Source organism: Paraburkholderia phenazinium, assembly GCF_900142845.1.
GTDB classification, from domain to species: domain Bacteria; phylum Pseudomonadota; class Gammaproteobacteria; order Burkholderiales; family Burkholderiaceae; genus Paraburkholderia; species Paraburkholderia phenazinium_A.
Genome location: NZ_FSRU01000002.1, coordinates 3,241,047 through 3,266,794 on the forward strand (window position 1 = coordinate 3,241,047; position 25,748 = coordinate 3,266,794).

18 protein-coding genes and 2 riboswitches are annotated in these 25,748 nt (G+C 63.8%); of the genes, 9 read left to right on the forward strand and 9 right to left on the reverse strand.

Annotated features, from left to right (window positions below):
- Positions 1-166 precede the first annotated feature (166 nt).
- The 5 genes from BUS12_RS31570 to BUS12_RS31600 all read left to right on the forward strand — a co-directional run bounded on the left by BUS12_RS31570 (position 167) and on the right by BUS12_RS31600 (position 8,861).
- Positions 167-1,606: a YeiH family protein gene (locus BUS12_RS31570; protein ID WP_074301244.1), complete on the forward strand. Its 1,440-nt coding sequence runs from the start codon at positions 167-169 to the stop codon at positions 1,604-1,606.
- Entirely contained in the window at positions 1,603-1,842 is a 240-nt protein-coding gene (locus BUS12_RS31575) for a hypothetical protein (protein WP_074301245.1), read from the forward strand. The genes BUS12_RS31570 and BUS12_RS31575 overlap by 4 nt, the downstream gene beginning before the upstream one ends.
- Positions 1,843-2,297: 455 nt before the next feature.
- On the forward strand, positions 2,298-6,248 hold the full coding sequence (gene putA, locus BUS12_RS31585; protein ID WP_074301247.1) for a trifunctional transcriptional regulator/proline dehydrogenase/L-glutamate gamma-semialdehyde dehydrogenase: 3,951 nt from the start codon (positions 2,298-2,300) through the stop codon (positions 6,246-6,248).
- Positions 6,249-6,336: 88 nt separating this feature from the next.
- The gene (locus tag BUS12_RS31590; RefSeq protein WP_074301248.1) at positions 6,337-7,485 is read left to right on the forward strand and encodes a branched-chain amino acid ABC transporter substrate-binding protein; all 1,149 of its coding nucleotides are present in this window, start codon (positions 6,337-6,339) and stop codon (positions 7,483-7,485) included.
- Between the two features lie 240 nt (positions 7,486-7,725).
- Positions 7,726-8,861, forward strand: a protein-coding gene (locus BUS12_RS31600; RefSeq protein ID WP_253190019.1) for an IS3 family transposase whose coding sequence is annotated in 2 segments (ribosomal slippage) — positions 7,726-7,984 and positions 7,984-8,861 — 1,137 coding nt in all. Because the reading frame shifts where the segments join, the coding sequence is not laid out codon by codon here.
- 118 nt (positions 8,862-8,979) lie between these two features.
- Here BUS12_RS31600 and BUS12_RS31605 read toward each other — a convergent pair.
- The gene (locus BUS12_RS31605; RefSeq protein ID WP_074301249.1) at positions 8,980-10,119 is read right to left on the reverse strand and encodes an IS481 family transposase; all 1,140 of its coding nucleotides are present in this window, start codon (positions 10,117-10,119) and stop codon (positions 8,980-8,982) included.
- A 173-nt stretch (positions 10,120-10,292) separates the two neighbouring features.
- Here BUS12_RS31605 and BUS12_RS31610 point away from each other — a divergent pair, with 173 nt between their 5' ends.
- A complete protein-coding gene (locus BUS12_RS31610; RefSeq protein WP_083640689.1) occupies positions 10,293-10,667 on the forward strand; it encodes a hypothetical protein in 375 nt (124 codons plus the stop codon).
- Between the two features lie 8 nt (positions 10,668-10,675).
- Positions 10,676-11,296, forward strand: a complete 621-nt coding sequence (locus tag BUS12_RS31615) for a hypothetical protein (protein ID WP_074301805.1) — start codon at positions 10,676-10,678, stop codon at positions 11,294-11,296.
- 65 nt (positions 11,297-11,361) lie between these two features.
- Here the strand turns inward: BUS12_RS31615 and BUS12_RS31620 are convergent, their stop codons facing one another.
- From BUS12_RS31620 to BUS12_RS31655, 8 genes are all read right to left on the reverse strand, one after another.
- A complete protein-coding gene (locus BUS12_RS31620) occupies positions 11,362-13,062 on the reverse strand; it encodes a thiamine pyrophosphate-binding protein (protein ID WP_074301806.1) in 1,701 nt (566 codons plus the stop codon).
- Positions 13,063-13,236: 174 nt separating this feature from the next.
- Entirely contained in the window at positions 13,237-14,625 is a 1,389-nt protein-coding gene (locus tag BUS12_RS31625) for an L-serine ammonia-lyase (protein ID WP_074301250.1), read from the reverse strand.
- Positions 14,626-14,655: 30 nt separating this feature from the next.
- Complete coding sequence (locus BUS12_RS31630; protein ID WP_429307638.1) at positions 14,656-15,747, reverse strand: alginate lyase family protein; 1,092 nt, start codon at positions 15,745-15,747, stop codon at positions 14,656-14,658.
- A 166-nt stretch (positions 15,748-15,913) separates the two neighbouring features.
- Positions 15,914-18,844, reverse strand: a complete 2,931-nt coding sequence (gene gcvP, locus BUS12_RS31635; RefSeq protein WP_074301252.1) for an aminomethyl-transferring glycine dehydrogenase — start codon at positions 18,842-18,844, stop codon at positions 15,914-15,916.
- Between the two features lie 77 nt (positions 18,845-18,921).
- Positions 18,922-19,302, reverse strand: a complete 381-nt coding sequence (gcvH, locus tag BUS12_RS31640) for a glycine cleavage system protein GcvH (protein WP_074301253.1) — start codon at positions 19,300-19,302, stop codon at positions 18,922-18,924.
- 64 nt (positions 19,303-19,366) lie between these two features.
- A complete protein-coding gene (gcvT, locus tag BUS12_RS31645; RefSeq protein WP_074301254.1) occupies positions 19,367-20,485 on the reverse strand; it encodes a glycine cleavage system aminomethyltransferase GcvT in 1,119 nt (372 codons plus the stop codon).
- Positions 20,486-20,569: 84 nt separating this feature from the next.
- Positions 20,570-20,732: riboswitch (glycine riboswitch) on the reverse strand.
- Positions 20,733-20,780: 48 nt separating this feature from the next.
- A riboswitch (glycine riboswitch) is annotated at positions 20,781-20,883 on the reverse strand.
- A gap of 141 nt (positions 20,884-21,024) precedes the next feature.
- The gene (locus BUS12_RS31650) at positions 21,025-21,372 is read right to left on the reverse strand and encodes a hypothetical protein (RefSeq protein WP_074301255.1); all 348 of its coding nucleotides are present in this window, start codon (positions 21,370-21,372) and stop codon (positions 21,025-21,027) included.
- Between the two features lie 196 nt (positions 21,373-21,568).
- Positions 21,569-22,621 carry an oxidoreductase gene (locus BUS12_RS31655; protein WP_074301256.1) on the reverse strand — a complete coding sequence of 351 codons (1,053 nt, stop codon included), beginning with the start codon at positions 22,619-22,621 and terminating at the stop codon, positions 21,569-21,571.
- A 306-nt stretch (positions 22,622-22,927) separates the two neighbouring features.
- Here BUS12_RS31655 and BUS12_RS31660 point away from each other — a divergent pair, with 306 nt between their 5' ends.
- Both BUS12_RS31660 and BUS12_RS31665 read left to right on the forward strand, forming a co-directional pair.
- Complete coding sequence (locus BUS12_RS31660; protein ID WP_074301257.1) at positions 22,928-25,012, forward strand: UvrD-helicase domain-containing protein; 2,085 nt, start codon at positions 22,928-22,930, stop codon at positions 25,010-25,012.
- A gap of 115 nt (positions 25,013-25,127) precedes the next feature.
- Complete coding sequence (locus BUS12_RS31665; protein WP_074301258.1) at positions 25,128-25,730, forward strand: nuclear transport factor 2 family protein; 603 nt, start codon at positions 25,128-25,130, stop codon at positions 25,728-25,730.
- Positions 25,731-25,748: the final 18 nt, after the last annotated feature.

Sequence of the window (25,748 nt, forward strand, 5' to 3'; positions counted from 1 at the left end):
CCCGCCGTCCCGGCCAGCGTGCAAATCCCTTTCAGTCATATTCATAGAGCGAAAGGTCGTTTCAGTTCTGAAAGCCGGTCGTCTATATTTCGCCGAATCGGCGCAGTTTTAACAACAATCCCAACTTCTCCCGCGCCGACGCACCTCAACTCTCGGGGCTTTTGCGATGAGCGATACCAATCACAGCCTGCCGGCGGGCGCAGCACCGGCCAAATCCGATCCTAAGCATGACACGGCCAGCCAACGTGGCGGCGGCCTGTTCGCCACCGAAGACTGGTGGGCCGTCTGGATCGGCCTGCTGGTGATCGTCGTCGCGTGGGCGTTGTTCGCCTCGGGCAGCAGCATCAAATGGCTCGCCGTTGCGCCGGCGAAATGGTCGGACCCGGGCGCAGTCGTCCAGGATCTGGTCAAGCATCTGTCGAACTATGCCGCGTTGTTCGTCGTGTTCGCGGTGCTGTTCGGCGTGAGCCTCGCCGCCTTGAAGCAGCGGCTCGCACATTTTCTGCCGTCGTTCCTGATCCTGTTCGTCGCGTCGATCCTGATTTTTGCGCTCGGCGCCTGGGTCAACGCCTCGAAGTACAACCTCGAGCCGCCGCTGGTTGCACTCGCGCTCGGCCTGGTGATCTCGAACGTGTTCCGTCTGCCTGAGTGGTTCTCCGCCGGGTTGCGCGTCGAGTTTTATATCAAGGTGGGTATCGTGCTGCTCGGCGCGACGCTGCCGTTCACCCTGCTGGTCTGGGCCGGTCCGGTTGCGGTCGGGCAGGCGAGCATCGTCTCGCTGGTGACGTTCTTCGTGATCTTCTTTGCCGGCAAGGCGTTTGGCCTCGACCGCCGGTTTGCCGCAGTGCTCGGCGTGGGCGGCGCGGTGTGCGGCGTCTCGGCGGCGATTGCGATTGCAGGCGCCGTGCGCGCTAAACGAGAGCAGGCTTCGGTGGCGATCACGCTGGTGATCCTGTGGGCCATTGTGATGATTTTCGTGTTGCCGTTCGCGTCGCGCTCGCTCGGGTTGTCGACGGCGGTGGCCGGCGCCTGGATCGGCACCTCGGAGTTCGCGGATGCCGCCGGTATCGCCGCCGCCCAGGCCTACGGCGACTTCGCCAAGCACGCAGGCGGTGCGATCGCCGGTGCGCCCGAAGCCTCGCTGCAGGCGTTCACGCTGATGAAAGTGGTGGGCCGCGATATCTGGATCGGCATCTGGGCCTTCGTGCTGGCGATCGTCGCAAGCACCCGCTGGGAGACCGAGGACAGCGGCGTCAAAGCCAAGACCAACGCAGGCGAGATCTGGGCGCGCTTTCCGAAATTCGTGATCGGCTTCGTGATCGCGTCGGCGCTCGTGACGTGGATCGCGAGCCACTATTCGCTGGCGGATTACCGCAAGGTGGTGACACCGGAGTTCGTCGCGCCGATTACCGCGCTGCGCACCTGGGCGTTCATTTTCTGCTTTCTGAGCATTGGTTTGACGACGCGGTTGCGCCTGCTGAGCGCCACCGGACTGAAGCCGTTCCTCGCGTTCACGGCCGGCGTGGTCGTCAATATCGCCATCGGCTACGCGCTGTCCGCGCACGTGTTCGCATCGTATTGGAATAGCTTGGGACAGGGATCGTGACTGCCCCGGCGGAACGCGCGGACGCGGCGAAGCAGGCACTGCGCGCGTGCCGGCCAAGCTGCGCCGGTTGCCGGTACCGCGCTGACGATCGACACACGCTGGAGCAGAGCATCCCGGGCCTCGTGGTGTTCAGTTCAGGGTTTGGCGCGAGCGTGGCGGCAAGCCGGCTCTGCCGCCTGCACGACCAGCTCGTCTCGCCGGACGACGCCTGCAGCCAGTTCGTGGCGCGGGCCTGAGCCCGCGCTTACTCCCGGACCGCGCCGCGTGCGCCGTTCGGCGAACGTCGCTCGTCCGCCGTTTCTCTTGCGACCGAACACGTCGCACCGCGAATGAAGAGGACTGCGCACATCGCGCACATCGTCCAGATTCCTGCCACTACCAGCCACTTTTCCATTTCCGCTACCCCGTAAGCCCCGTACTGTGCGCTAACGCGCATTCTTAACCTGTATAACGGCGCGATTCCGATTTCGATAAGGGTCGCCAGAAAAGAAATTCGTAGGGGAAAGTACTGATGCCACCGGGGTTTGCCCCGATGCGCCGCTACCCGCCGCAAACCCCGGTCATACAAGGCTTGAACAATGGTGCAACCATGCCTTTTGGATGGTTGCACCTTTTTATTGGGAGGCGTACGATTCGGCCAACTTTTTAGTCTTTGGCCGGCGCGGGTTGGCTGGCATATGAAGAAGGAAACATGGCTAGCACCACCCTCGGCGTCAAGGTTGACGACCTCCTGCGTTCCCGGCTGAAAGATGCCGCCACCCGTCTCGAACGCACTCCGCACTGGCTGATCAAGCAGGCGATCTTCGCGTATCTCGAACGAATCGAGCACGGTCAATTGCCGGCGGAGCTGTCCGGCGTGCATGGTTCGGCGGATATGGCCGACGGTGCAACCGTCGAGTCCGAAGAGGACGGTGCGTCGCACCCGTTCCTCGATTTTGCGCAGAACGTGCAACCGCAATCGGTGCTGCGCGCGGCGATCACTGCGGCATACCGCCGTCCCGAGCCGGAATGCGTGCCGTTCCTGCTCGGCCAGGCGCGTCTGCCGGCCAACCTCGCCAATGACGTGGACGCGATGGCGAGCAAGCTGGTCGAAACGCTGCGCGGCAAGAGCAAGGGTGGCGGCGTCGAAGGGTTGATCCACGAATTTTCGCTGTCGAGCCAGGAAGGCGTGGCGCTGATGTGTCTCGCCGAAGCGCTGCTGCGGATTCCCGATCGCGCCACCCGCGACGCGCTGATCCGCGACAAGATCAGCAAGGGCGACTGGAAATCGCACGTCGGCCAGGCGCCGTCGCTGTTCGTCAATGCCGCCACATGGGGGCTGATGATCACCGGCAAGCTGGTGACGACCAATAGCGAAACGAGTCTGTCGTCGGCGTTGACGCGCCTGATCGGCAAGGGCGGCGAGCCGCTGATCCGCAAGGGCGTCGATATGGCGATGCGCCTGATGGGCGAACAGTTCGTCACCGGCGAGAACATCTCCGAGGCGCTCGCCAACAGCCGCAAGTTCGAGGCGCGCGGCTTCCGCTACTCCTACGACATGCTCGGCGAAGCGGCCACCACCGAAGCGGATGCGCAGCGCTACTACGCGTCGTACGAGCAGGCGATCCACGCCATCGGCAAGGCCGCCGGCGGCCGCGGCATCTATGAAGGCCCAGGCATTTCGATCAAGCTCTCGGCGCTGCATGCACGCTATTCGCGCTCGCAGCAGGAACGCACGATGAGCGAGTTGCTGCCGCGCGTGCGTTCGCTTGCGATCCTTGCGCGCCGCTACGACATCGGCTTGAACATCGACGCCGAAGAGGCGGACCGCCTCGAAATCTCGCTGGATCTGCTCGAAGCGCTGTGCTTCGATCAGGATCTGGCGGGCTGGAACGGCATCGGCTTCGTGGTGCAGGCGTATCAGAAGCGCTGCCCGTTCGTGATCGACTACATCGTCGATCTGGCGCGCCGCAGCCGTCACCGCATCATGGTGCGCCTCGTGAAGGGCGCCTACTGGGACACCGAGATCAAGCGCGCCCAGGTGGACGGCCTCGAAGGCTATCCGGTCTACACGCGCAAGATCTACACGGACGTTTCGTACCTCGCCTGCGCGAAGAAGCTGCTCGGCGCGCCGGACGCGGTGTATCCGCAGTTCGCGACGCACAACGCGCATACGCTCTCGGCGATCTATCACCTCGCGGGTCAGAACTACTATCCCGGCCAGTACGAGTTCCAGTGTCTGCACGGCATGGGTGAACCGCTGTATGAAGAAGTCACCGGCCCGCTGTCTGCTGGAAAGCTGAACCGTCCGTGCCGCGTGTATGCGCCGGTCGGCACGCATGAGACGCTGCTGGCGTATCTGGTGCGGCGTCTGCTGGAAAACGGTGCGAATACGTCGTTCGTGAACCGCATCGCGGATGAAAACGTCGCGATCAAGGATCTGGTCGCCGACCCGGTCGAAGAAGCGTCGAAGATCGTGCCGCTCGGCGCGCCGCACGCGAAGATTCCGCTGCCGCGCAATCTGTACGGCGCGGAGCGCGTCAATTCGATGGGCCTCGATCTGTCGAACGAACATCGGCTGGCGTCGCTGTCGTCGGCCTTGCTGGCGAGCGCGCATCATCCGTGGCGCGCCGCGCCGATGCTCGAAGACAACGAAATCGCCGTGGGCACCTCGCGCGATGTGCGCAATCCGGCCGACCATCGCGACCTCGTCGGCACCGTCGTCGAAGCCACTTCGGAACACGTGAGCGCCGCGCTTTCGCACGCCGTAGCCGCTGCGCCGATCTGGCAAGCGACGCCGGTCGAAGCGCGCGCCGATTGCCTCGCCCGCGCCGCCGATCTGCTCGAAGCGCAGATGCATACGCTGATGGGCCTCGTGGTGCGCGAAGCGGGCAAGTCGCTACCGAACGCGGTGGCGGAAATCCGCGAAGCGATCGACTTTCTGCGCTACTACTCGGCGCAGATCCGCACCGAGTTCTCGAACGACACACATCGTCCGCTCGGTCCGGTGGTCTGTATCAGCCCGTGGAATTTCCCGCTGGCCATCTTCATGGGCCAGGTGGCGGCAGCGCTCGCGGCCGGCAACACGGTGCTGGCGAAGCCGGCGGAACAGACGCCGCTGATCGCCGCGCAAGCGGTGCGCATCCTGCGCGAAGCCGGCGTGCCGGCCGGCGCGGTGCAACTGCTGCCGGGCGACGGCGAAACCGTCGGTGCGGCGCTGGTGGCCGATGCCCGCACGCGGGCGGTGATGTTCACCGGCTCGACCGAAGTCGCGCGCCTCATCAACAAGACGCTCTCGAATCGTCTGGACGCCGACGGCAGGCCGATTCCGCTGATCGCCGAAACCGGCGGCCAGAACGCGATGATCGTCGATTCGTCGGCGCTCGCCGAGCAGGTGGTGGCGGACGTGCTGAACTCGGCGTTCGACTCGGCCGGTCAACGCTGTTCCGCGCTGCGCGTGCTGTGTCTGCAGGACGACGTCGCCGACCGCACGCTGGAAATGCTGACCGGCGCGATGCGCGAACTGGCGGTGGGCAACCCGGATCGCCTGTCGATCGACGTGGGCCCGGTGATCGACGTCGAAGCGAAGCGCGGTATCGACGCGCACATCGCGGCGATGCGCGAGAAGGGCCGCAAGGTCGAGCAACTGCCGATGCCGGAAGGGGGCGCCCAGGGCACCTTCGTGCCGCCGACGCTGATCGAGCTCGACAGCATCGACGAACTGAAGCGCGAAGTGTTCGGTCCGGTGCTGCACGTGGTGCGCTATCGCCGCAGCGCGCTCGACAAGCTGCTGGAACAGATCCGCGCGACGGGTTATGGCCTGACGCTCGGCATCCACACGCGGATCGACGAGACCATCGCGCATGTGATCAGCCGCGCGCACGTGGGCAATATCTATGTGAACCGCAATGTGGTGGGCGCGGTGGTGGGGGTGCAACCGTTCGGCGGCGAAGGCCTGTCCGGCACGGGTCCGAAGGCAGGCGGCGCGCTGTATCTGCAGCGGCTTCTCGCCACGCGTCCGGCGGGTCTGCCGAAAACGCTGGCGCAGTTGCTGGTGACGGATGCACCACAAGCGGGCCTAAACGGTGATAATCGCAGCGACAATCCGGCCTCGGCGCTGACGGTCTTGCGCGACTGGCTGATCGGCGAGCGTGAGGCGGCACTCGCGGCGCGTTGCGACGGCTACCTGTCGCAAGGCCTGGCGGGTGCGACGGCGGTGTTGCCCGGACCGACCGGCGAGCGCAACACCTACACGCTGGGCGCGCGCGGCACGGTGCTGTGCGTGGCGTCGACGGCGAGCGGTGCGCGCGTGCAGTTCGCCGCGGCGCTGGCTACCGGCAATCGCGCGTTGTTCGAAGGCGCGGCCGGCGAGCAACTGGTGTCGGCGCTGCCGGCAGCGCTCAAGACGTACGCGAGCGTGAAGAAGGGCGGCGACATGCCGTTCGACGCCGTGCTGTTCGAAGGCGATAGCGACGAGCTGCTGGCGCTGGTGAAGGAAGTGGCCAAGCGTGCGGGTCCCATCGTCTCGGTGCAGGGAGTGGCGGCGCGGGCGCTGGAAAGCGGCGACGAGGATTACGCGCTCGAACGTCTCCTGACGGAACGTTCGGTCAGCGTGAATACGGCAGCAGCGGGCGGCAATGCGAATTTGATGACGATCGGTTGAGCGAACCTTTAACGGTCGATTCAATAAAACGGAAGCGGTACGGCGACCCCGAAACCGCTCCACTCACACCTGGTACCAAGGAGAAGCTATGCAACACAAGATGAAACAGCTGGCTGGCGCGACGCTCGTCGCAGCCATGTCACTGGCGGGGGCGGCACACGCACAGCAGGTCGAAGACGTGAAGGTGGGTTTTGCTGGTCCGATGACGGGCGCACAGGCTCACTACGGCAAGGACTTCCAGAACGGCATCACGCTGGCTGTGGAAGAAATGAACGCCACGAAGCCGGTGATCGGCGGCAAGCCGGTGCGCTTCGTGCTGGACTCGGCGGACGACCAGGCTGACCCGCGCACCGGTACGACCGTTGCGCAGAAGCTGGTGGACGACGGCATCAAGGGCATGCTCGGCCACTTCAACTCGGGCACGACGATCCCGGCTTCGCGCATCTACGCGAACGCGGGCATCCCCGAAATCGCCATGGCGACGGCGCCTGAATACACGCAACAAGGCTTCAAGACCACGTTCCGGATGATGACGTCCGATACGCAGCAAGGTTCGGTCGCGGGCACGTTCGCGGTGAAGAGCCTGGGTATGAAGAAGATCGCGATTGTCGATGACCGTACGGCTTATGGCCAGGGTCTGGCTGATCAGTTTGAGAAGGCTGCCAAGGCTTCCGGCGCTACGATCGTCGATCGTGAATTCACTAACGATAAGGCTGTCGACTTTAAGTCGATTCTCACCAAGCTGAAGTCGGTGAATCCGGATCTGATCTATTACGGTGGTGCCGATTCGCAAGCCGCGCCGATGGTCAAGCAGATGAAGACGCTCGGCATCAAGGCTCCGCTGATGGGCGGCGAGATGGTGCATACGCCTACCTTCCTTTCGCTGGCGGGTGATGCGGCTAATGGGACGGTGGCTTCGCTTGCTGGCCTGCCGCTGGATCAGATGCCCGGTGGCGCTGACTACGTCGCCAAGTACAAGAAGCGCTTCAACGAAGATGTGCAGACGTACTCGCCTTATGCCTATGACGGCGCTATGGCTATGTTCGATGCTATGAAGAAAGCTAACTCCACCGATCCGGCCAAGTATCTGCCGCTGCTCGCCAAGACCGATATGCCCGCTGTTACTACCACTCATCTGGAGTATGACGGCAAGGGTGATCTTAAGAATGGTGGGATCACGCTTTATAAGGTTGTCGATGGGAAGTGGACTACTTTGCAGAGTGTTGGTGGGAAGTAAGTTGTTTTTTGCCTGACGGCGCCTGGTGGTGGCTCTTTTTGTCGCTCTTTGAGCCGTTGGCTGTTGGTTGATAACGCTCCGCGGGTTTTTTGGCTCGTGGGGCGTTTTCTTTTTTTCTGTTTTGGCTTTTCCTTGATTTCTTAGTGGTCTATTGGCGTCGCCCCTGTGCGGGGCGGCACTGTAGTGGTCCAATGACTCTGGACACCTCTAAAGGGGATAATTCTCCAACCGAGGTGAGAAATGAGCAGACGGAACATAACTGACGAATTCAAGGCAGAAGCGGTGCAGCTGGTGGTTGCGCAGGGCTACTCGTTCGCGAAGGCCAGCGAAGCGCTAGGTGTTGGCGATACGGCGTTGCGGCGGTGGGTGGCGCAGTGGCGCGCCGAGCAGGTCCAGCCGCCGCGCACGCAGGTGCAGGTCAAAGCTGACCAGCGGCGTATCCGGGAGCTTGAGGCGCGGGTGGTCGAGCTTGAACGTGAGCGCGACATACTAAAAAAGTCCACGGCCTTCTTCGTCAAGGAACTGGATCGCTCCTCGAAGTGATCCGTTCGCTGAAGAAGGCCTGGCCGGTGAGTCTGATGTGCAGGTTGCTGAAGGTGCCGCGAAGCAGCTACTACGCGTTCGCGGGACGGGTTTGCAAGCCGGCAGCTTCACCCGCGCTACTCAGAACTGTGCGCCAGATCCACAGCGAGAGCCGCAGCAGTTACGGCAGTCGCAGGATGGCGCGGGCGCTGCAGCAGCAAGGTCACGCGATCGGACGCTACCGGGCCCGTTCGCTGATGCGCGAGGCGCAACTGGCGGTGGCGCGACGGCGAACGCACCGCTATCGCAAGGCCGAAGGTGAAGCACTGGTGGCGCCCAACCTGCTGGAGCGCAAGTTCGAGCCGGGTGCGATCAACCGGGTATGGGCCGGTGACATTACGTATGTGAGAACGCGGCAGGGCTGGTCCTATCTGGCGATCGTGATGGATCTGCATTCGCGTCGCATCGTGGGCTGGGCGTTTGCCTTGCAGGCGGATACCGAGCTGGTGATCCAGGCGCTACAGCAGGCCCGCAGCAGCCGGCGCCCAGCCCCCGGACTGATGTTCCACTCCGACCAGGGCTGCCAGTACACCAGCGAACGCTTCGTGAGTGATCTGAAGGCAAACGGGATGGTGCAGAGCATGAGCCGAAAGGGAAACTGCTGGGACAACGCGGTGGTCGAGCGCTTCTTCAGAAGCCTGAAGAGTGAATGGATCGGAGAACAGGAGTACTGCAGTCACGAACAGGCCCAGCGCGATATCGCGGGTTACGTGGCTGACTTTTACAACTACCGGCGCATCCATTCGGCGGCCAATGATTCGCCACCGGCGCGTTATGAGGCTTCTATTTACTGAAAACCCCTTTGTGGGTGTCCAAAGGGGCTTGACCACTACACACTTACTTTCTTTGCCGCCGTGTACAGACTGGAGACATGGTTGACACATGTACGAGGACATCGTTGACACATCATGGTCAGCGTTTTGCTCCTCCGAGGTCAAGTTTTGCAACGCGATGATGGGCAAACCAGAACTCGATAACGCCGTCTTCGTCGGGTTTCGGACGTGCGGCGACCGGCAGGCCTTTAAGCGCGATTGACAGGCGCACAGCCTCCCCGCGGAAGCGGACCAGACCGTTTGAGTTGACCCGCAGGACCTCGTCGTGTGGACCGTATTGCGGCTCCGGCAAATGATCAGGCATCGTCCGTGGGCTGGGCCGGTAACGCGTGAGCGGTGTCGCCAGGTCAAGGGCTTCATGCGGGCGCTCGGTGTTGTACACACTGCGCCAGCGCTCCAGTTCCTGCTGCACGTGTGCGTGGGTGGTGAACGTGTAGCGCTGCAGCACCTCGGCCTTCAGCGAGCGGTGAAACCGTTCGTCCTTGCCGTTGGTCTGCGGATGATAGGGACGGCTGTAACTCACCCGTATGCCCAGCCTGATCATCCATACAGCGAGCTCGGTCACCTGTCCCGGCGCGCTGGGAGAGCCCCACGGCGCACCGTTGTCGACATTGATGCGTGCGGGTAGTCCATAGCACCGGAATGCCCTGTCCAGTTCGGCCTGCACGACCTGCGTGGTGGTGCGTGCGCAGGCGGCCAGCACGATGTTAAAGCGCGAATGATCGTCCAGCACCGTGAGCGGATAGCAGCGGCCTCCTTCGAGCGTCGGGAAATCGCCCTTGAAGTCCATCTGCCAGAGTGCATTCGGATGCTCGTGCTCGAAGCGCTGCCAGGGCTCGCGCTGCGCGGATTCGCGCGGATCGATCAAACCATGACGCCGGAGGATTTCCGTTACCGTGGCGGGCGCTGGAACGTCGGCAAAGCCCATGTCCTGCAGCCGTCGGGCGATCTTGCGCCCACCCCAGCCGTGCGCCTGACGCAAGGCGATCACGGCCTGGGCGACCTGATCCGATGAGCGGGCGGGGCTGCAATGCGGGCGACGGGAACGGTCGGCCAGACCGTCCTCGCCTTGCGTCTTGTGGCGTTCAAGCCATTTGTAGCCGGTCTGGCGGCTGATGTTGAAGCGCCGGCACAACTCGCTGAAAGGCACTGTCTGCACAGCGGCCAGACAAACGAATTCCTGTCTGAGACTCATGGTGTCTTTTACGTTCCAGGGCATGGATGGGTCCGGGCGTTCGATTGCCCGAAAGTGTCAACCATGTCCCCGTACACCTGTCAGCTATGTCTCCAGTCTGTACACCGCCGCAAAGAAAGTAAGCAAAGAAAGCGGGCTCACACCGCTAGCCCGTAGTGAGCCATCTTTGTTCGTTATCCTTAGTGGTACGAGACGAGATGCGTTCTCGCATCTCGTGCGTTCGTGACTCAGCGCTCATTCGTTCCAACGTCGCGCTTCGCGCTTCGTCGGGCGGCATAACCCTTTTTTCCGCCGCTGCACTTCGTGCGCGGCTGCCCCCCATTAGCCATTCGGATGACTCGTCGGTCCGTCAAAAGTCCTCAACCGATGTCAAAAACCTGCTGGCCTCGGGGAACGTGACGCCGGAGTTCGTCGAACGCGTCATCGTCAAAAGCGATGGGACCGAGCACGTATCGTCGCCGCATCACAGGTTTGCGGAGATCGACGTTCACGTGGTCGCGTCAAGTGGCTGGTACGTGAAGTTCTACTTCATCGGTAATCCAGACACCATGTTTGTTAGCGTTCGTCAGTGAGCAAAACCGTGAACACAAAACTGTATGAAGAAGGTGAGAAGAGCAAGGCAATCTGCTCCAGTTGCCAGCAGATCGTCACCTCCACCTTCGCCCGGCGCGATGTGCCGTTTAGCGACGGCAACGGCGAAGTGAAGAACATCCTCGTCTCTGTCTGCGACCTCTGCGATCAAGTCGTCGCCATCCCCGGGCAGTCCACGCCGGCAATTCGCGAAGCACGGCAGAAGGTTGTGAAGCCCATCGAGGCACAACTGCCCGCCATCTATCTGGATATGCTCGACCTCGCCGCGTTCACCGTCGACAGCACAAACTCAACCGAATTTCGCAAGGTTCTGATGGTCTTCTATCTGCATCGCTTCGCCTCCGGCGAGTACCCCAGGGAGCGCTTGCTGAAGGCACACCGTACGGCCGTCGAGCGCTTCAAGGAGGAGCGCGGTGCCGCGCGCAGGCGCCTCTCCATGAAGGTGTCGCTGCGTATCGCCGACGACATCAAGACGCTCGTCGACAATACGTCCATGAGTCAGACGGAAGTGATCAAGTCCGTGATCTATCAGATTCAGACAGACGTCGTCGAGGCCCGCAAGCCAGCTTTGCTGAAGGAACTCAGCGCCTTGTCCGCGATTTCCGCCTAGCAGCAGTTCGTCGTCAGCGCGTTGGGCGGTCCCGGCCAGCAAGACCACCCCGTCGTCGCCGGCTTCTATTCACCCCGCAGCTTGCGGCCCTGCTCCCGAATCTGCTCCAAGGTCGCACCAGGCGTACTCGCTTCCTGCGGCATGCGAATTTCGATCACCGCTGCGCGCTTCGCCGCGAGCGATCGCTCGAGCGCCGGCAGGAAATCCTCCGTGCGCTCCACCGTCTCGCCATGCGCGCCAAACGACCGCGCGAACGCCGCGAAATCCGGATTGGTCAGGCCCGTGCCATGCACACGGTTCGGATAGTGCCGCTCCTGGTGCATGCGGATCGTGCCGAAGTGGCTGTTGTTCACCACGATGAATAGCACATGCAGGTCGTACTGCATCGCCGTCGCCAGCTCCTGAGCAGACATCATGAAGCAGCCGTCGCCGGCCAGCGCCACCACCGCACGCTGTGGGTAAAGCGACTTCGCCGCAATCGCCGCCGGCACACCGTATCCCATCGCGCCGCTGGTCGGCGCAAGTTGCGAGCGGAAATGCCGATACGAGAAATGCCGGTGCAGCCACGTCGCGTAATTGCCCGCGCCGTTGGTCAGGATCGCGTCGTCGGGCAAGTGCGCGCGTAGTTGCTGGATCACTTCGCCCATCTGCACGTCGCCGGGAATCGGCCGCGGCGTGCGCCAGTCGAGATAGGCGCGGTGCGCCGCCTCCGCGCTTCCCGCCCATGCCGGTTTTCCAGTGGGAGGCTGCAACGCGGCCAGAAGCGAGGCGAGTTCGGGCATCCCCGAGACGATCGGCAGATCCGCCGAATACACGCGGCCCAATTCCTCCGCGCCTTGATGCACGTGGACCAAGGTCTGCTTCGTCTTCGGAATGTCGAGCAGCGTGTAGCCGCCGGTCGTCGCTTCGCCGAGACGCGGGCCCAATGCAAGCAGCAAGTCCGCATCGCGGATACGTTTCGCCAGCGCGGGGTTAATGCCGAGCCCGACATCGCCTGCGTAATTCGGGTGTTCGTTATCGAGCGTGTCCTGGAAGCGGAACGCGAGGCCAATCGGCAACTGCCAGTTCTCGATGAAGCGCTGCAGATCCGCGCAGGCTTCGGGTGTCCAGCCGCTGCCGCCGGCAATCACCATCGGCCGCTGGGCGCCTTCCAGCAGTTGCCGTAGTTGCGTCATCTGCGTGGCCGAGGGCGAGGCGGCCACACGGTGATACGCCGGCGCGCCCGGTACCACAGGGCACACGTCGCTCAGCACGTCTTCCGGCAACGACAACACAACCGGGCCCGGTCGTCCTGAGGTCGCGGTGTGGAACGCGTGGCTAAGATATTCGGGAATCCGCTTCGGATCGTCGATCTGCGCGACCCACTTGGCCATCTGGCCGAACATGCGTCGATAGTCGATTTCCTGGAAGGCCTCGCGGTCCAGATGCTCGCGTGCGCATTGGCCGATCAGCAGGATCATCGGCGTCGAGTCCTGGAATGCGGTGTGTACGCCAATCGAGGCATGCGTCGCGCCAGGTCCACGCGTGACGAGTGCCACGCCCGGGCGGCCGGTCAGCTTGCCGATCGCTTCGGCCATGTTGGCCGCGGCCGCTTCGTGCCGGCAGACGACGGTCTGGATACGCTCGGTCTCGTCGTGCAGCGAGTCGAGTACGGCAAGGAAACTCTCGCCGGGGACGCAGAAAACACGTTCGACACCATGGGTCAGCAGGGCATCGACTACAAGGCGCGCACCAGTGGTGGTGGCGGAATCATTCGGCAGCGGCATTGCGATGAAGCCTCCAGTCGGGTCGGTCGGCTGGTCGGCCATGGGGTGGCCGACGGGCTTCGACAGCTTACGCCGAGTGGGCGACTGGTGTCACGAGGACGGGCGATGCCGCAGCGCATCAACGGCGAGGCGCGGGAGGGCGTTGTTAGCCGCCCGCCCTCGCGCCACGCGACCTCAGCACTCGACGATATTCACCGCCAGGCCGCCGCGCGAAGTTTCCTTGTACTTGGTCTTCATATCGGCGCCCGTCTCGCGCATCGTCTTGATGACCGAGTCCAGAGAAACATAGTGACTGCCGTCGCCACGCAGCGCCATCCGCGCCGCATTGACCGCCTTCACCGAGGCCATCGCATTACGTTCGATGCACGGAATCTGCACCATGCCGCCCACCGGATCGCAGGTCAGCCCCAGGTTGTGTTCCATGCCGATTTCCGCGGCGTTCTCCACCTGCTCCGGTGTGCCGCCCATCACGGCAGCGAGCGCGCCCGCGGCCATCGAACAGGCCACGCCCACCTCGCCCTGGCAGCCCACTTCCGCGCCCGAAATCGAGGCATTCAGCTTGTACAGAATGCCGATGGCCGCCGCTGTCATCAGAAAATCGATCACGCCTTGCTGGTTCGAACCCGGCATGAAACGCGTGTAGTAATGCAGCACCGCAGGGATGATGCCGGCCGCGCCGTTGGTCGGCGCGGTGACCACCCGTCCACCGGCCGCATTCTCTTCATTGACGGCGATTGCGTAGAGATTGATCCAGTCCACCATCGACAGCGGATCGCGCAACGCCAGCTCCGGATTGCCGGACAAGGAGCGATACAACTGCGGTGCGCGCCGCTTCACCTGGAACGGCCCGGGCAGCGTGCCGTCCGCATCCGGATTGCCGATGCCGCAACCGCGCGCGACGCACGACTGCATCACGTCCCAGATTTTCAGGAGGCCGCTGCGCGTTTCCTCTTCGGTATGCCACACGCGCTCGTTTTCCCACATCAGTTGCGCGATGCTCTTGCCGGTCGCCTTGCACAGCGCAAGCAACTCGTTGCCGCTGCGAAACGGATGCGGCAACTGATCGACGGCGCTCAGCACCTTGGTATTCGGCGCGCCCGCTGTGACGACAAACCCGCCGCCTACCGACAGATACGTCGCCGCACGCAGCGTCTCACCCTGCGCGTCGAACGCGTGCAGCTTCAGTCCGTTCGGATGCTCGGCAAGCGCCTGACGATAAAACGAAATGTGATCCTTCTGCACGAACGGCACCGGGTGCGTGCCGAGCAGCGCCAGCGAGCGCGAGGTGCGCACCGTTTCCAGACGTTGCGCGATCGTCTCGGGATCGACGGTATCCGGCGCATCGCCCATCAGGCCGAGCATCACACCGCGATCCGTTCCGTGGCCCTTGCCGGTTGCGCCGAGCGAGCCGTACAGATCGACCTTCACGGAAGACGTGGCCGCCAGCAGTCCGTCGCGTTCGAGCCCCTGGACAAACATCAGCGCCGCGCGCATCGGCCCGACCGTATGCGAACTGGACGGACCAATGCCGATTTTGAAGAGGTCGAACACACTGACTGCCATTACTGCTCCTGCAAAAAGAAAATATCGGGTTTACCGCGCCGGCAGCGGCAGGCACACGGCCAGCCATGCGGGCGGGTTGGGCGCCAGATGCAGCGCGACTGGCGCATAGCGGCCATCCAGCCGCGCAGCCAGGTTAAACAGTTCCGTCGCGTTCTTCGGATCCCACTGACCCGAATAGCCCGGCAAGCCGGCTTCGCGACGTTTTGCATCGAACGGAACGTCCGAATGCACAAATTCGTCATGCGTCTTCGTGCCCAATGCGTAGGGCGTCAACCAGTTCAGCGCGGCGCCCAGCGTCGCACCGTTGGTGGCCTTCTCCGGCAACCAGTTGCGGTTGTGACGGCGAGCGGCCAGCGCCGCGGTCACGAGCGGCTGCAAGTCGTAGGTCACGTAATGCAGCGCATCGCGTTCCTTGAAATCGATCGTCGAACCATCTGGTTCGATGTTGTCGCCAATGTGCTCCACAAACAGACGCTGCGCCGCGTTGATCATCTTGCGGTTGTCGAGCGTGAAGGCAGCCATCGCAATCAGCTTGATGCGGTGACTCTGCCAGTTGTTGCGAAACGTGCCGGTCAAGGGGCGCGGCTGCGCGTCGATCTGCTCGATGTAACCGTTGCCAAGTTTCGTCAGAAACGCCATTGCCGCGTTGCGGGTCTTCACCGGCAAGGCGCTCGCCGTCATGTCGTAGGCGAGGATCAAACCTTCGAAGCGGGTTTCGTCGATCGGGTTGAAGCTCGGCTCGTAGATGGTGACCCATGCGTACAGCAGACGGTCGACCAGCTTCAGATAGCGATCGTCACTGGTGGCGCGCCAGGCGAGCGCGGCGTCGCGCAGCAGGTCGAGATCCTTTTCCGCTTCGACGCTCTGGTCGTAGATGCCCTCGTGCGGCAGCGTGCCTTCGGTATGCAACTTCGACACCGCGTGGGCCGGGTCGTTCAGATGCGCTTCCACATTGCTGACGAGCGCCTTGACGCCAGGATCGGCATTGGTGCGCTCGCTCGTTTGCAGCGCAGGCGCCGCACAGAAATTCATCGCGGCGCGGGCCTGCCGCGCCGGCAGCATGATGGCGCTGCATACCAGCAGCAGCGCCAGCGGGGTTCCCGCTGCCTGCCATGACGGCATGCGCCCTGAATGGCTCCGGCTTTGCATCATTAGCACCTTTCGCACCATGCGAAACTCCTTCGTTGGGCTGATTCGGTGTGTGATGTTAGCCGTTCCCGGGCACGAACGACAGGACCGCACACTGCCCTCAGGCGGTGCGCGGTTCAGGACAGCGGCTGAAGCGGCGTTACGCGTAATCCGCGATCGGCACGCAGGAGCAGAACAGATTGCGGTCGCCATACACGTTGTCCGCACGGCCGACCGGCGGCCAGTACTTCTTCGCGATCAGCGACGGCAGCGGATACGCCGCGGTTTCACGCGGGTAAGCATGCTTCCAGTCGTCGGCAATCACCACGGCTGCGGTGTGCGGCGCGTGCTTGAGCGGATTGTCTTCGCGGTCCAGACGGCCTTCCTCGACGGCGCGGATCTCCTCGCGGATCGCCGTCATCGCTTCAATGAAGCGGTCAAGTTCTTCCTTCGATTCCGATTCGGTCGGCTCGACCATCAGCGTGCCCGGCACCGGGAAGCTCATGGTCGGCGCGTGGAAGCCGTAGTCGGCGAGACGCTTGGCGACGTCGTCGACGGTGATGCCGCTGGTTTCCTTGATCGGACGCAGATCGAGAATGCACTCGTGCGCGACCAGTCCGCCCGGGCCCGAATACAGCACCGGATAGTGCGGCGCGAGCTTGTTGGCGACGTAGTTGGCGTTGAGGATCGCGGTTTCGGTCGCAGCGGTGAGATTCTTCGCGCCCATCATCGCGATGTACATCCACGAGATCGGCAGGATCGAAGCGGAGCCGTACGGCGCGGCGGACACTGCGCCAATGCCGTCAGCGGTGCGCTCGTAGCCCGACGACACCTGGTTCGGCAGGAACTTCGCGAGGTGCGCGCCCACCGCCACCGGACCGACGCCGGGGCCGCCACCGCCGTGCGGAATGCAGAACGTCTTGTGCAGGTTCAGGTGCGAGACGTCGCCGCCGAACTGGCCCGGCGCCGTGAGGCCGACCATCGCGTTCATGTTGGCGCCGTCCACGTAGACCTGGCCGCCGTGCGCATGCACGATCTCGCAGATTTCGCGCACGTTCGCTTCGAACACGCCGTGCGTGGACGGGTACGTGATCATGATGGCTGCGAGCTTGTCCGCGTGTTGCGCGGCCTTCGCCTTCAGGTCGTCAATATCGACGTTGCCTTGCGCGTCGCACGCCACCACCACGACCTGCATGCCGGCCATCTGCGCCGACGCCGGGTTCGTGCCGTGTGCCGAAGCGGGAATCAGGCAGACGTTACGATGCCCTTCGCCGCGCGAGGCGTGGTACGCGTGGATGATCAACAGACCGGCGTATTCACCTTGCGAGCCCGCGTTCGGTTGCAGCGAAACCGCCGCGTAACCGGTTGCCGCCACCAGCATCTGCTCGAGCTGATCGATCATTTCGCGGTAACCGACCGTTTGCTCGGCCGGCGCGAACGGGTGAATCTGACCGAACTCCGGCCACGTGACCGGCAGCATTTCCGAGGTCGCGTTCAGCTTCATCGTGCAGGAGCCGAGCGGGATCATCGAGCGGTCGAGCGCCAGATCCTTGTCCGACAGGCTGCGCAGATAGCGCAGCATTTCCGTTTCGGAATGGTGACGGTTGAAGACGTGGTGCGTGAGGTACGCGCTGGTGCGTTCGAGCGCGGGCGGCACGGTGCTCTCTGCGGGCAGTTCTGCGTCGAGCGCATCGATTTGCGGCACGTCGTTCACGAACGCCGCTTGGGCGAACACCGCCAGCAGATCGGCCAGATCGCTGCGCTTGGTGGTTTCGTCGATCGAAATGCCGACGCGCGTATCGCTCACGCGGCGCAGGTTGATGCGCTTGGCGGTCGCGGCGTCATGCAGTGCCTGGGTGCGGGCGCCGGTTTCGAACGTGAGCGTGTCGAAGAAGGTTTCGTTGACGAGCGTGTAGCCGAGCTTCTTCGCGCCGGCGGCGAGCAACGAGGCGATGCGGTTGACGCGTTGCGCGATCGTCTTCAGGCCTTGCGGGCCGTGATAGACCGCGTACATGCTGGCCATGATCGCGAGCAGCGCCTGCGCGGTGCAGACGTTCGAAGTCGCCTTTTCGCGGCGGATATGCTGTTCGCGCGTTTGCAGCGCAAGACGCAGGGCGGGCTTGCCTTGTGCGTCGACCGTGACGCCGACCAGACGCCCCGGCATTTGCCGCTTGAATTCGTCGCGCACGGCCAGATACGCCGCGTGCGGGCCGCCGAAGCCAACCGGCACGCCGAAACGCTGGGTGTTGCCGACGGCCACGTCCGCGCCCCATTCGCCCGGCGGCGTGAGCACGGTGAGCGCGAGCAGATCGGCGGCGACCACCACATGGCCGCCCGCTGCGTGGATCGCTTCAGCGAGTGCGCGGTAGTCGCGCACGTCGCCGTTCACGCCCGGGTATTGCAGCAGCACGCCGAACGCATTGGCGTTGGCGGCGTCCGCCGCCGGGCCGACCTTCACTTCGATGCCGACCGGCGTGGCGCGCGTCTTCACCACTTCGATGGTTTGCGGCAGCACGTCGTCGGCGACGTAGAAGACGTTCGACTTCGGCTTGCCCACGCGTTGCAGCAGCGTCATCGCTTCGGCGGCGGCGGTGGCCTCGTCGAGCAGCGACGCGTTGGAGATGGCGAGGCCGGTCAGGTCGATGATCATCTGCTGGAAGTTCAGCAGCGCTTCGAGACGGCCTTGCGAGATTTCCGGCTGATACGGCGTGTAAGCCGTGTACCACGCCGGATTTTCGAGCACGTTGCGCAGGATCACCGTGGGGGTGTGCGCGTTGTAATAGCCCTGCCCGATATACGAGCGGAACACCTGGTTCTTGTCCGCCAGTTCGCGCAGCGCGGCGAGCGCTTCGGCTTCGCTCTTCGGCTGCGTGAAGGGGCCGAGCGGCAGCGTTTCGCTGCGGCGGATCGTCTGCGGAATCACGGCGTCGATCAGCGCGGCGCGCGACGCGAAGCCGAGGGCTTCGAGCATCGCTTGCTGGTCGGCCGAGTCCGGGCCGATGTGCCGTTCAGCGAAGGCATCATGCACTTCGAGCGCGGCGAGCGAGAGAGGAGTGCGGTTCATCAGACGATCCGGGTGTTCGAGCTTCATGGGGTGTTCCTGGCGGTGCGGCCGTCCGCGTTCGTCGGACGCCGCACCTGACGGTTGATACGAGTGTTGAATGCCTCTTAGGCGCCGATGGACTTCGTATAAGCGGCGGCGTCGATCAGGCGGTCATGCGTGGCGTCGGCGGCCGGCTTGATCTTGAACAGCCAGCTTTCATACGGCGCGCTGTTGACGGAGTCCGGCGTGTCGGCCACGGCCGTGTTGGCTTCGATGATTTCGCCCGAGACCGGCGCGTAGATATCGGAAGCGGCTTTCACGGATTCGATGACCGCGACGGTGTCGCCGGCGGTCACGGTCTTGCCCAGTTCCTGGACTTCGAAGAAGACGATGTCGCCGAGCGCTTCTTGCGCGTGGTCGGTGATGCCGACCGTCAGCGTGCCGTCTGCTTCGGTGCGGACCCATTCGTGCGATTCGGTGTATTTCAGATCGGCCGGGATGCTCATCGGATGCTCCTATGCGGTGTGTTCGGGAATAGCTTAAAAGAGGGGGCGTACGCGACGGAGCCGCTTAAACCGCAAGCACCTTGCCGTTGCGCACGAACGGCAGTTTTACCACGCTTGCGGGAAGGGCTTTGTCACGGATTTGCACGTGGACGATATCGCCGGGTTTCACGTCCTTCGGCACGCGGGCGAAGGCGATGGATTCCTGCATGGTCGGCGAGAACGTGCCGCTGGTGATTTCACCGTCGCCGTGCGGCGTGACGACCTTCTGATGGGCGCGCAGCACGCCGCCCGCCTTGCCGTTTTCCTTCTGCAGGATCAGGCCGACGAAAGCGGCTTGCGAACCGTCGGCTTCGAGCTTCGACTTGCCGACGAAGTCGCGCGGCGAGGTCAGGTCCACTGTCCAGGCGAGACCGGCGTCCAGCGGCGAGACGTTGTCGTCCATGTCCTGGCCGTAGAGGTTCATGCCGGCTTCGAGACGCAGTGTGTCGCGCGCGCCGAGACCGGCCGGGCGCACGCCCTGGCGTTGCAGCGCGTCCCAGAACTCGCAGACGGAGGCGGCCGGCAGCACGATTTCGAAACCGTCTTCGCCGGTGTAGCCGGTGCGGGCAATCATCAACTCGCCGAACGGCGTGTTGTCGACAATGGCCGCGTTGAAGGGCTTGAGCAGTTCAGTGGAGGTGCGGCTGGACGGTGCGACTTGCCAGACTCTTTCGCGGGCGTTCGGTCCCTGCACGGCGACGATCGCCAGATCGCGGCGCGGCGTGATGGTGAGGCCGTAGTGGCCATCGGCGTTCAGCTTGCCGAACCAGGCGACGTCCTTCTCGGCCGTGCCGGCGTTGACGACCAGGCGGAAGTGATCTTCGCTGAAGAAATAGACGATCAGGTCGTCGATCACGCCGCCATTCGGGTTCAGCAGGCAGGAGTAGAGTGCGCGGCCCGGGGTTTGCAGCTTGCCGACGTTGTTGGCAAGGGCGTGTTCGAAGAAGGTGCGCACGCGCTCGCCCTGGAAATCGACGACGCACATGTGCGACACGTCGAACATGCCGGCGTCGGTGCGCACGGCGCGGTGTTCGTCGATCTGCGAGCCGTAGTTGACGGGCATGTCCCAGCCGCCGAAATCGACCATGCGGGCATTCAGCGCGCGATGGGTGGCGTTAAGCGGGGTGTGTTTGAGTTCGGTCATCAGGGCCTCAGGCAATCTCGACGGATACAAAAAGGCCATGCGGCTTGATCCCTCGCGGCCAAAATGCCTGCGAGCGATGCCATGCATGACCCCTCTGTCCTCGATACCTGAGAGATTGCGCTGCCGTGCGGGTTTGCAAGCCTTTGCAAGCCGTGACGGCGAAACGCGCGCCCCTTCGGTGGGCAGCCTGCCTGGCATCGACGATGTCCTATGCCGCTGGCTACTGCCGCTCTCCAGAGTGCGAAAAACCGGTGCCTGATGGAAGCCCGGACGATGCCGGTATCAGACGGGTTCTTCGACGCGGTCGGTCCTTTTGCCTGAGAGTTTGCGGGTGTGCCCCTTCGGCGGCGCGGCCTGCGAAAAACAATGCGGCCAGCGCGCTCTCCCGACGCGTGCGGCGAATGTACGCGAGGCCCGGAGGCTTGTCAAATGGAGGCTTGAGAGGACGGCGCGGTGGTGCGATGCACACGGCGCACGCCAAAAAAAAGCGCGGGGAATGATCCCCGCGCCTGTGCTTTCACAGCAGATTGCCGAGAGGCTTACTCGCCGATTGCGTGCGCTGCGCCGTCGAGTTCCTGGTTCAGCACGCGCTGTTCGTCGCCGGACAGGCCGCCGCCATGCTGCGCCGCCATGTCATGCGCTTCCTGACGGATCACGTCGAGGCGGTGATGCAATGCGCCGCCTTGCGGGGGCGGGTAGTAGCCTTGATTGACATGATTGTCGATGCGGTGGCTCAGGTTGTCGGCACGACCGTAAACCTGATTCAGGCGTTGAATGGCGATTTCATGCTGGTCGGGGTGCGGTGCCGGGGGCGGCGGCGCGACCACGCAGGCGGCCAGCGAAGAAACCAGCGCCACACCTGCCAGCGCACGGATGAAACGTTGCATACCTACTCTCCTAAGTCGTCGTCTTTTCGTGATCGATGCTCAGATCGATATCGTGTAGCAACGGCTAGCCGCTGCTACACGCTGACCTGAACTCAGCAATATATTGTAACGGAGCGTTCCTTTCGGAACTGTTGGCAGCGGTTACCGTCATGTAAGCCGCAACTTGCGATGACTTGCCACGACCTGCGCCGCGTTCTCAGCGAATCCGCTCGAATGGCAGGCGCTGGCCTTCCTCTTCGCTACGCGCGGCCAGTTCGATGATCGTCATGACGTCGACGGCGTCTTGCGGCCTGACCGGGAAGCGTTCGCCGTCGAGGATCGTGGCGGCCAGCGCCTGATAAAAACCGACGTAGTCGCCATCACGGGTGGGCAAAGTACGCTCCACTTCCTGATTGTTCGCGTCCAGCACGCGCAGCAACCCCGCCGCATTGCCGCCGCCGAAACCGGCGTCGCCAGGCCGCAGCCCCGCTTTCAACTGATCTTCCTGAGTGTCGAGTTCGCGTTTGACGTAGCTGCCGCGCGTGCCGTCGATGGCGAAACGCGGCGGCGCGAGAGCGTTGAGGGCGCTCGCGTGCAGCACGACTTCGAGGCCGGGGTAACCGAGTTGCAGATGCACGTAGTCGGGCGCGCCGCCGCCGTCACGATACGTCTTGACGGTGGCCGACACGGTCGCCGGCGCGCCGAACAGCGCAAGCGCCTGGTCGATCAGATGCGGCCCGAGATCGAACAGCAGACCGCCGCCGCGCGACGCCTCTTCGCGCCAGCGCGGCCGCACATCCGGACGAAAGCGGTCGAAGTGCGATTCGTAGTGCGTGACGCGGCCCAACTCGCCGCTCGCGAGCAGATCGCGAACGGTGAGGAAATCGCCGTCCCAGCGGCGATTGTGAAACGGCGCGAAGGTGAGGCCGCGCGCCAGCGCCAGATTGGCGAGCGTCATGGCCTCCGTGGCCGTCAGCGTGACCGGCTTGTCGACCACCACGTTTTTGCCGGCTTCGAGCGTGCGTTTGGCGAGGTCGAAGTGGGTATCGTTCGGCGTTGCGATCACGATGCACTGGAGGTCGTCGAGCGCGAGCAGTGCGTCGAGATCGGGCACGACGGTGGCGCGCGGATAGTCGGCGCGGGCCGGCTCGGGCTTGCTGGTGGCGATCGCCGCGACGGTGGCCCGGCCGCAGTGCTCGATCACCGGCGCGTGGAAGGTTGCGCCAGCAAAACCGTAACCCATCAATCCTGTTTTCAGCGGTGCAGACATGTGAGTTTCCTGCAAAAAAAGCGCGCCGCTTTGCCACCGCGGCGGCGGCGCGCGGCCTGTAATTGTGGCATGTCCCGCGTGCGGCCTGTTTCGGCGGCTCAGTTGGCAACCTGGTTGGCAACTGGGTTGGCTATTTCGCCGGCAACCGGGTTGGCAACCAAGTCGGCAACTGAGCGGACGGCACGCGGGGCGCGGCTCGCGGAGTGCGTGCGGGCTTCGTGTTAACATCGCTCCTCTCGCGCGAATCGGCTCAGCCGACCTGCCGCCGCAGTTCCCCCCTCAACCGTAAGACCCCATCCACACACGATGTCCGCAGGCCTGAATCCCGCCCAAAACGAAGCGGTGCGCTATCTCGACGGTCCCTGTCTCGTGCTTGCCGGCGCAGGCAGTGGCAAGACGCGCGTGATCACGCAGAAGATTGCGCACCTGATCGAAGTCAAAGGCTTCGAGCCGCGCCACATCGCCGCCGTGACCTTCACGAACAAGGCGGCGGCGGAAATGCGCGAGCGCGTCGGCAAGCTGCTCGAGGGCAAGACGCTGACGACGCCCGGCAAGGAAGGTCGCAAGGTGCCCGTCAATCAGTTGACGGTGTGTACCTTCCACTCGCTTGGCGTGCAGATCCTGCGTCAGGAGGCGGAACACGTCGGGCTGAAGCCGCAGTTCTCGATCATGGATTCGGACGACTGCTTCGGCATGATCCAGGAACAGGTCGGCTCGACGGACAAGGGGTTCATCCGCAAGATCCAGTCGATCATCTCGCTGTGGAAAAACGGCATGATCATGCCCGACGAGGCGATGGCGATTGCCGCGAACGAGGACGAACATCAGGCCGCGATCGTCTACCGCAATTACGTGGCGACGCTGCACGCGTACCAGGCCGTGGATTTCGACGATCTTATCCGCGTGCCCGCCGAGCTCTTTGCGAAGAACGAGCAGGTGCGCGAGCGCTGGCAGAACAAGCTGCGCTATCTGCTGATCGATGAGTACCAGGACACGAATGCCTGCCAGTACGAACTCGTGAAGCTGCTGGCCGGGCCGCGCGCGGCCTTCACGGCGGTGGGCGACGACGATCAGGCCATCTACGGCTGGCGCGGCGCGACGCTCGAGAACCTGGGGCAGCTCAGCAAGGATTTCCCGAAGCTGCATCTGATCAAGCTCGAGCAGAACTACCGTTCGACGGTGCGCATCCTGACCGCCGCGAACAACGTGATCGCGAATAACCCGAAGCTGTTCGAAAAGAAGCTGTGGTCCGAACACGGCATGGGCGACACCATCACCGTGACCGGCTGCAACGACGAAGAGCACGAAGCCGAATCCGTGGTGTTCCGTCTGTCCGCGCACAAGTTCGAGCGGCGCGCGCAGTTCCGCGATTACGCCATCCTCTACCGCGGCAATTTTCAGGCGCGCATCTTCGAACAGGTGCTGCGGCGCGAGCGGATTCCGTACGTGCTGTCGGGCGGGCAGTCGTTTTTCGACAAGGCCGAGATCAAGGATATCTGCGCGTATCTGCGCCTGATCGCCAACGCCGACGACGATCCCGCGTTCATCCGCGCGATCACCACACCGCGGCGTGGCGTGGGCAACACGACGCTCGAAGCGCTTGGGTCGTTCGCGGGCCAGGCGAAGGTGTCGCTGTTCGAGGCGGTGTATATGGGCGGCATCGAGGCGCGGCTGTCGGTGCGCCAGGTGGAACCGCTGCGCACCTTCTGCGATTTCATGCAGCGCCTGACCGACCGCGCGGACAAGGATCCGGCCTCCGAGGTGCTCAACGACCTGATGGACGCGATCCACTACGAGGCGTACCTGTACGACGCATTCGACGAGCGCCAGGCGCAGTCGAAATGGCAGAACGTGCTGGAGTTTATCGAGTGGTTGAAGCGCAAGGGCACCAAGCCGGAGCCTGCGGCGGGGTCCGAGGCCACCGGCTACGACAACGCCGACGGTCTCGCGGATACCGGCAAGAACCTGCTCGGCCTGATCCAGACGGTCGCGCTGATGTCGATGCTCGAAGGTAAAGAGGAAGATCCGGACGCGGTGCGGCTTTCGACGGTGCATGCGTCGAAGGGGCTCGAGTATCCGCACGTGTTTCTGGTGGGCGTCGAGGAAGGCATCATGCCGCACCGCGGCGGCTCGGACGACGCGCCGATCGACGAAGGACGCATTGAAGAAGAACGCCGGCTGATGTACGTGGCGATTACGCGTGCGCAGCGCAGTCTGCATCTGAACTGGTGCAAGAAGAGAAAGCGCGCGCGGGAGACGGTGGTGTGCGAGCCGTCGCGTTTCATTCCCGAAATGGGCCTCGACGAAGCGCCGCCGCCGACAGCGGATGAGGCGCCGATGTCGCCGAAGGACCGGCTCGCGAGTTTGAAGGCGCTGTTGCAGAAGCCTTGATTCGGGGGCCGCGGTGGGTCTTGTTGGCAAGACCCCGGGCGCGGCAGGTGCATCGGCGCTTTGCGGGCGGTGTCGCGCTACAGTGGCGCGGCCTGCTCAACGGAGACCCGCCCGCATGACCACCCCGCCGCTCGCGCGCTGCCGTAGCGCGCTCGAAACCTATCTCGACGCAAAGGACAACACGCGTGCCGAGCGCATCGCCGAAGTCTTCGCGCCCGATGCGGTACTCACCTTTTCCCTCGCCACCTCGAATATTGCGTTCCCGGCCCGCACGGTCGGGACGGCGGCGATCGCCAGGACGCTGGTCAGCGATTTCGGCGCGCAGTACGTGCAGTGCCGGACCTACTACGTGTGCGATGCGCTGACGGTGAGCGGCCACGAGATCGAAGCGTTGCCGTGGCTCGTGCTGATGCGCGAGCCGGCCGCGGACGCGCTGCGCGTCGGGCACGGCGTGTACCGATGGACGTTTGGTTTCGACGCAGCGACAGATGAATGGCGCGTGACGCACTTCCATATCCACATTGCACGGATGGACGTGGTGCCCGATCCGGATGGCGCCTTGCTCGCGGCGTTGCAGGACGGCTTGAGCTATCCGTGGCTGACGCCCGCCGCACTGCGCGAGCGCTTCGAGACGCTGGCACGGTCGACGCCTGCCCTGGCGTTCATTCATGCGTTTGCTGCGCCGGCTACTAGTCCGTCGCCCGATGTCAGCATGTAAAAAATCCCTGCCCGTATT